General features: G+C 63.4%; 7 protein-coding genes. 6 read left to right on the forward strand and 1 reads right to left on the reverse strand.

What is annotated here, in order from left to right; all coding sequences use genetic code 11:
* The 6 genes from MAXJ12_RS13135 to MAXJ12_RS13160 form a co-directional block, all read left to right on the forward strand.
* Positions 1-480, forward strand: a 480-nt coding sequence (locus MAXJ12_RS13135; RefSeq protein WP_008836373.1) for a TRAP transporter small permease, incomplete at its 5' end; no start/stop codon positions are given.
* 3 nt (positions 481-483) lie between these two features.
* Positions 484-1,764, forward strand: a complete 1,281-nt coding sequence (locus MAXJ12_RS13140) for a TRAP transporter large permease (protein ID WP_008836374.1) — start codon at positions 484-486, stop codon at positions 1,762-1,764.
* A gap of 9 nt (positions 1,765-1,773) precedes the next feature.
* Positions 1,774-2,550 (forward strand): FadR/GntR family transcriptional regulator, encoded by a 777-nt coding sequence (locus MAXJ12_RS13145; RefSeq protein WP_008836375.1) that lies wholly within the window; start codon positions 1,774-1,776, stop codon positions 2,548-2,550.
* A gap of 29 nt (positions 2,551-2,579) precedes the next feature.
* Positions 2,580-3,431 carry a 5-dehydro-4-deoxy-D-glucuronate isomerase gene (gene kduI / locus MAXJ12_RS13150; RefSeq protein WP_008836376.1) on the forward strand — a complete coding sequence of 284 codons (852 nt, stop codon included), beginning with the start codon at positions 2,580-2,582 and terminating at the stop codon, positions 3,429-3,431.
* A complete protein-coding gene (gene kduD, locus MAXJ12_RS13155; protein WP_008836377.1) occupies positions 3,428-4,192 on the forward strand; it encodes a 2-dehydro-3-deoxy-D-gluconate 5-dehydrogenase KduD in 765 nt (254 codons plus the stop codon). The genes kduI and kduD overlap by 4 nt, the downstream gene beginning before the upstream one ends.
* A gap of 9 nt (positions 4,193-4,201) precedes the next feature.
* On the forward strand, positions 4,202-4,537 hold the full coding sequence (locus tag MAXJ12_RS13160; RefSeq protein ID WP_008836378.1) for a cupin domain-containing protein: 336 nt from the start codon (positions 4,202-4,204) through the stop codon (positions 4,535-4,537).
* Here MAXJ12_RS13160 and mtnA read toward each other — a convergent pair.
* Positions 4,538-5,524, reverse strand: a 987-nt coding sequence (mtnA, locus tag MAXJ12_RS13165; protein WP_008836379.1) for an S-methyl-5-thioribose-1-phosphate isomerase, incomplete at its 5' end; no start/stop codon positions are given.

Raw genomic sequence — 5,524 nt, forward strand, 5'->3', positions numbered from 1 at the left:
GCCGGCATCGGGCTTGTCCTGATGACGGCGTTCGTAGCCTGGCAGGTATTCTGCCGCTACGTGCTCAACGATTCGCCGAGCTGGACCGAGCCGGGCGCGGTCATGCTGATGAGCTGGTTCATCTTTCTCGGCGCCGCCGTCGGCGTGCGCGAGAACTACCATCTCGGCTTCGACGTACTGCTCTACGTGCTGCCTGACGGCAGCAAGGCCGCGCTGCGCACCATTTCCGACATCGTGGTCGCGGCTTTCGGCGTCGGCATGGTCTGGTACGGTTCGCAGCTGGTCGCGCTCACCTGGGCCTCCACCCTCCCCTCGCTCGGTTTGCCGGGCGGCTTCGACTACCTGCCAGTCGTGGCCGGTGGCTTTCTCATCATCCTGTTCTCGCTCGAGCGCATGGCGCTTCGGTTTGCGGGCGTCGAAGTCGACAAGGACGTCAACGTCGACGAAGTCCCCGAAGTTGCCTTGGCGAAAGAAGCATAAAACATGGAACTCTGGATTCTCTTCGGTTCATTTGCGGTTCTGATGCTGATCGGAACGCCGATCGCATTCTGTCTCGGTGTCGCGAGCTTCGCCACCATCCTCTATTTGGGTCTGCCGCCGCTGGTCATCTTCCAGCGGCTGAATTCGGGCATGAGCGTCTTTACGCTGCTGGCGATCCCTTTCTTCATTTACGCCGGCGATCTGATGGTCCGTGGCGGCATAGCCAGCCGCATCGTCGCCTTTGCCGGGTCGCTGGTCGGCCATATGCGCGGCGGCCTGGGGCAGGTCAACATTGCCGCCTCGACCCTGTTCGGCGGCATTTCCGGATCCGCCGTCGCCGAGGCTGCGGCCGTCGGCGGCCTTATGATCCCGCAGATGAAGGCGCGCGGCTATGGCGTTGATTATGCTGTCAACGTCACTTCGATGGCTGCGCTGATCGCGCTCCTTTTGCCGCCTTCGCACAACATGATCATCTATTCCATCTCGGCCGGCGGCAAGATATCGATCGCGGACCTATTCACCGCAGGCATCATCCCCGGCCTGCTGCTGGCAGCAGCATTGATGCTGACTGCCTACTTCGTTGCGCGCAGCAGAGGCTATCCGACCGAACCGTTTCCGGGCTTCAGCGCCGTCGTACATCTGGCCGCAGTCGCCGTTCCCGGCCTGCTTCTGATCGGCATCATCTTCGGCGGCGTGCGCTCCGGCATCTTCACGGCGACGGAAAGCTCCTGCATTGCCGTGCTCTACGCGCTTTTGGTGACGGTTTTCGTCTACCGCCAGATGAACTGGGAAGGTTTCGTCCATGCCACGCTCGGCGCCGTGCGCACGACGGCGATGGTGCTTCTGATCATCGGCACGGCCGCCGGCTTCAGTTGGCTGATGGCCTATCTGCGCGTTCCGGCGGCCTTGATCGATGGAATGAATGCGATCTCGCAAAACCCGCTCATCATTCTGCTCCTGCTCAACGTGCTGATGCTGCTGCTCGGCACGTTCATGGACATGGGCCCGATGATCATCATCACTACGCCGATCTTCCTGCCCGTGGCGGCGTCCTACGGCATCGACCCCGTGCATTTCGGCGTGATCATGATCCTCAACCTCGGCATCGGGCTGAACACGCCTCCAGTCGGCGCGGTGCAGTTCGTGGCCTGCGCCGTCGGCAAGATCTCGGTCTGGCAGGCGATGCGCTCGATCTGGCCTTTCTACGGCGCCGGCCTCGTCGTGCTTGGCCTTGTCACCTACATCCCGGCAATTTCGCTGTGGCTGCCAAGCGTGTTCAAGTAGGAGAGCACGATGGCGTCCGATACAGCCGGTGATCTCAGGACCGAGCGCAGGCCAAAGCTCGCCGAACGCGTCGTCTCGGCGCTCAGGTCACAGGTGCTGGGCGGAGCGTTTGCGCCTGGGCAGAAACTGCCTACCGAATACCAGCTTACCGAGACATTCGGCGTCAGCCGGACTGTCATCCGGGAGGCAATCGCGACGCTTGCCGCCGACGGCCTTGTCGAAGCACGCCAGGGTGCCGGCGTATTCGTCATCGAACGTCCGTCGCTCGCCTTCGGCTCCATCGGCCAGGACATTGGCGGGAAGATTTCGCAGGCGCTGAACGTGCTTGAAGTGCGCATGGGCATCGAGATCGAGAGCGCCGGACTGGCAGCGGTGCGCCGGAACGGCGCGCAGGAAGCCGAGATTCAGGAGGCGTTCTTCGAGTTCGAAAGACTCCTGGCTCTCGACGAGGCGACCGGCAAGACCGATTTCGCCTTCCATCGCGCCATCGCGGCGGCGACCAACAACCCGTTCTATGTCGAGGTGCTGGATGCGCTTGGCGCGCGCACCATCCCTTGCGATGTGACAGCACCGTGGGGCACGGAGAGCGTGCTGACGCGGGAGTACCAGGTCGGCCTGCAGCGCGAGCACCTCGTGATCCTCAATGCCATCTCTGCCGGCGACGCGCAGGCCGCGCGTGACGGCATGCGCGCCCATCTCACGGCCAGCCAGGAGCGATACCGCGCCCGGTTGAACGGCCAGCATGCCGAGTACATGTCAGGAATCGGAAAACCCCGATCCTCCTGAGCCGATTTTTCTCCATGGAAAGCAGTTTCATGACCCAAAGCCATATCGACTACGCCTCCCGCTTTGCCATCGACCCCGCCGCAGCCGCAGCCATGGGCACCGACGAGCTCAGGCATAATTTCCACATCGAAGGCCTGTTCCAGAGCGGCCGCATCTGCCTTACCTACACACATTACGACCGGATGATCGTCGGCGGCGCGATGCCGGCGGCATCGCCCGTGACGCTCGAGGCGATCAAGCCGACTGGCACGAAGAATTTCCTCGACCGACGCGAATTGATCGCTGTAAACGTCGGCGGCGCCGGCACTGTCGAGGCGGGCGGGCAGTCCTACGCCATCGGCCCGCGCGACATGATCTATATCGGCATGGGCGTCGAAGCCGTTTCCTTCACCTCGGCAGACGCTTCGGCTCCGGCCAAATTTTATCTGTTGAGCGCGCCCGCCCATCAGTCTCACCCAACGACGCACATAAAGATCGGCGACGCCAAGCGGCTCGACCTCGGCAGCCAGGCGACTTCCAACGAACGCTCGATCTTCCAGTTCATCCATCCCGAGGGCGCCAAGACCTGCCAGCTTGTCGTCGGCATGACGCAACTCGCTCCCGGCTCGGTATGGAACACCATGCCCTGCCACATCCATGACCGGCGCTCGGAAGCCTATCTCTATTTCGATCTGCCGGAAGCGGCGCGGGTCTTCCATTTCATGGGCGAGCCGGACGAAACACGCCATCTGGTCATCAAGAACGAGGAGGCGATCCTGTCTCCCGGTTGGTCGATCCATTCCGGCGCGGGCACGTCCAACTATGCCTTCATCTGGGCGATGGCCGGCGACAATGTCGACTACACCGACGTCGACCCGGTCGCCATGGAGAATCTGCGGTGAGCGATCTCTCGGCGTTCAGCCTCGCCGGCAAGCGGGTCATCGTTACCGGTGCAAACACCGGCATCGGTCAGGGCATCGCGGTTTCGATCGCCAAGGCCGGCGGTGAAGTAATCGGCGTCGGCCGCTCATCGATGGAAGATACGGCCCGGCTGGTCTCGGAGGCCGGCGCAAAGTTCGTTGAGATCGGCTGCGATCTCGGCGATCATGAAGCGGCGCAGGCTATGCTCAATAAGGCATGGGACACCCATGGCCCTATCGACGGGCTGGTCAATAATGCCGGCATTATCCGGCGCAACGACGCGGTCGACTTTACCGAAGCCGACTGGGACGACGTCATGGACGTCAATCTGAAGTCGCTGTTCTTCCTCTGCCAGTCGTTCGGCCGCCGCGTTATGGCCGAGCAGCGCCGGGGCCGCATCGTCAATGTCGCCTCTGTGCTTTCCTTCCAGGGCGGCATCCGGGTCGCGTCCTACACCGCGTCGAAACATGGCGCACTCGGCATCACGCGGCTGCTCGCATGCGAGTGGGCGCAGAAGGGCGTCAACGTCAACGCCATTGCCCCCGGCTATATCGAGACCAACAACACGGCCGCCCTTCGCGCCGACGCGGACCGCAGCACCGCGATCCTGGCGCGAATTCCGGCCGGCCGCTGGGGCGTGCCGGCAGACATAGGCGACACGGCCGTTTTCCTGCTGGCGCCGGCGTCGAACTACATGCATGGCGCCGTCGTCCCGGTCGATGGCGGTTGGTTGGCAAGATAGGAGTTCGCAATGTCCGATCCGAAGATTTTTTCCCACCCCGGCGAGGGAGAGTGGGTTGCGACGCCCGACGGGAACCGCCGACGCGTCGTGCTCTTCACCGACGAGTTGATGGTCGTGGAATTCGGCTTCGAGAAAGGCGGCGTCGGCGCGCTGCATTCCCACCCGCACGTCCAGGCGAGCTACATCGCGGAAGGCCGTTTCGAGGTCACCATCGATGGGCGGACGGAAACACTGGCGGCGGGAAGCAGCTTTATCGTTCCGTCGAATCTCGTGCACGGGGTGAAGGCGCTTGAAGCCGGCCGACTGGTCGACACGTTCGCCCCGCACCGAGCGGATTTTTTGTAGCTAACTACGTTCCGGAAACAGCGCCTTCAATCCCTCGCGCGACGCCTTCGCGATGCCGCGCTCGGTGATCAGCCCGGTCACCAGCCGCGCCGGGGTCACGTCAAAGGCCGGGTTTGCGGCTCCGGTCGCCTCCGGCGAAACCCGCACCTGTGCGATCTCGCCGTATGCTGTCTTGCCCCAGACGAACGAAACCTCGTCGCTCGAGCGCTGCTCGATCGGAATTTCCTTCAATCCGTCGCCTACGGTCCAGTCAATGGTCGGCGACGGCAATCCGACATAGAACGGCACGCCGTTGTCGTGCGCGGCTAGCGCCTTCAGATAGGTGCCGATCTTGTTGCAGACGTCGCCATTGGCGGTGGTGCGGTCGGTGCCGACAATCACCATGTCGATCTCGCCCCGCTGCATGAGGTGGCCGCCGGCATTGTCGACGATCAGAGTATGCGGCACGCCATGTCCAGCCATTTCCCAGGCGGTGAGTTGCGCGCCCTGATTGCGCGGGCGCGTCTCGTCGACATAGACGTGAACCGAAATGCCTTCTTCAACCGCCAGATAGATCGGCGCGGTCGCCGTGCCGTAGTCGACTGTCGCCAGCCAGCCGGCGTTGCAGTGGGTCAATATGTTCACCGGCTCACCGGGCTTCTTCCCTGCGGCGATCTCCTTGATGATCGCCAGTCCGTTGACGCCGATATTCCGGTTCAGGCCGACATCCTCGTCGGCGATCTCGCCGGCGCGGCGGAAGGCGGCCTCGGCGCGCTGCTCGAGCGGAATTGGCAGCAGGAACGCGCGCATCTCGTCCAGCGCCCAGCGCAGGTTAATCGCCGTCGGCCGCGTCTCGTGCAGCGTTTCCCAAACCGCGTCGAGCGCTTCGTCCGAGGGATCGTTCGTCATCTGGATTGCCACGCCATAGGCCGCCGTCACGCCGATCAGCGGCGCGCCGCGCACCCACATGTCGCGGATCGCGGTGGCGATGCCCGCCACCGTGTCTAT

It is taken from the genome of Mesorhizobium alhagi CCNWXJ12-2 (genome assembly GCF_000236565.1).
Lineage (GTDB): Bacteria > Pseudomonadota > Alphaproteobacteria > Rhizobiales > Rhizobiaceae > Allomesorhizobium > Allomesorhizobium alhagi.

What these genes read in the sequence shown, in the direction of transcription:
- MAXJ12_RS13140 (WP_008836374.1), top strand. Translation starts at nt 484, where the DNA reads ATGGAACTCTGGATTCTCTTCGGTTCATTTGCGGTTCTGATGCTGATC.
- MAXJ12_RS13145 (WP_008836375.1), top strand. Translation starts at nt 1,774, where the DNA reads ATGGCGTCCGATACAGCCGGTGATCTCAGGACCGAGCGCAGGCCAAAG.
- kduI (WP_008836376.1), top strand. Translation starts at nt 2,580, where the DNA reads ATGACCCAAAGCCATATCGACTACGCCTCCCGCTTTGCCATCGACCCC.
- MAXJ12_RS13160 (WP_008836378.1), top strand. Translation starts at nt 4,202, where the DNA reads ATGTCCGATCCGAAGATTTTTTCCCACCCCGGCGAGGGAGAGTGGGTT.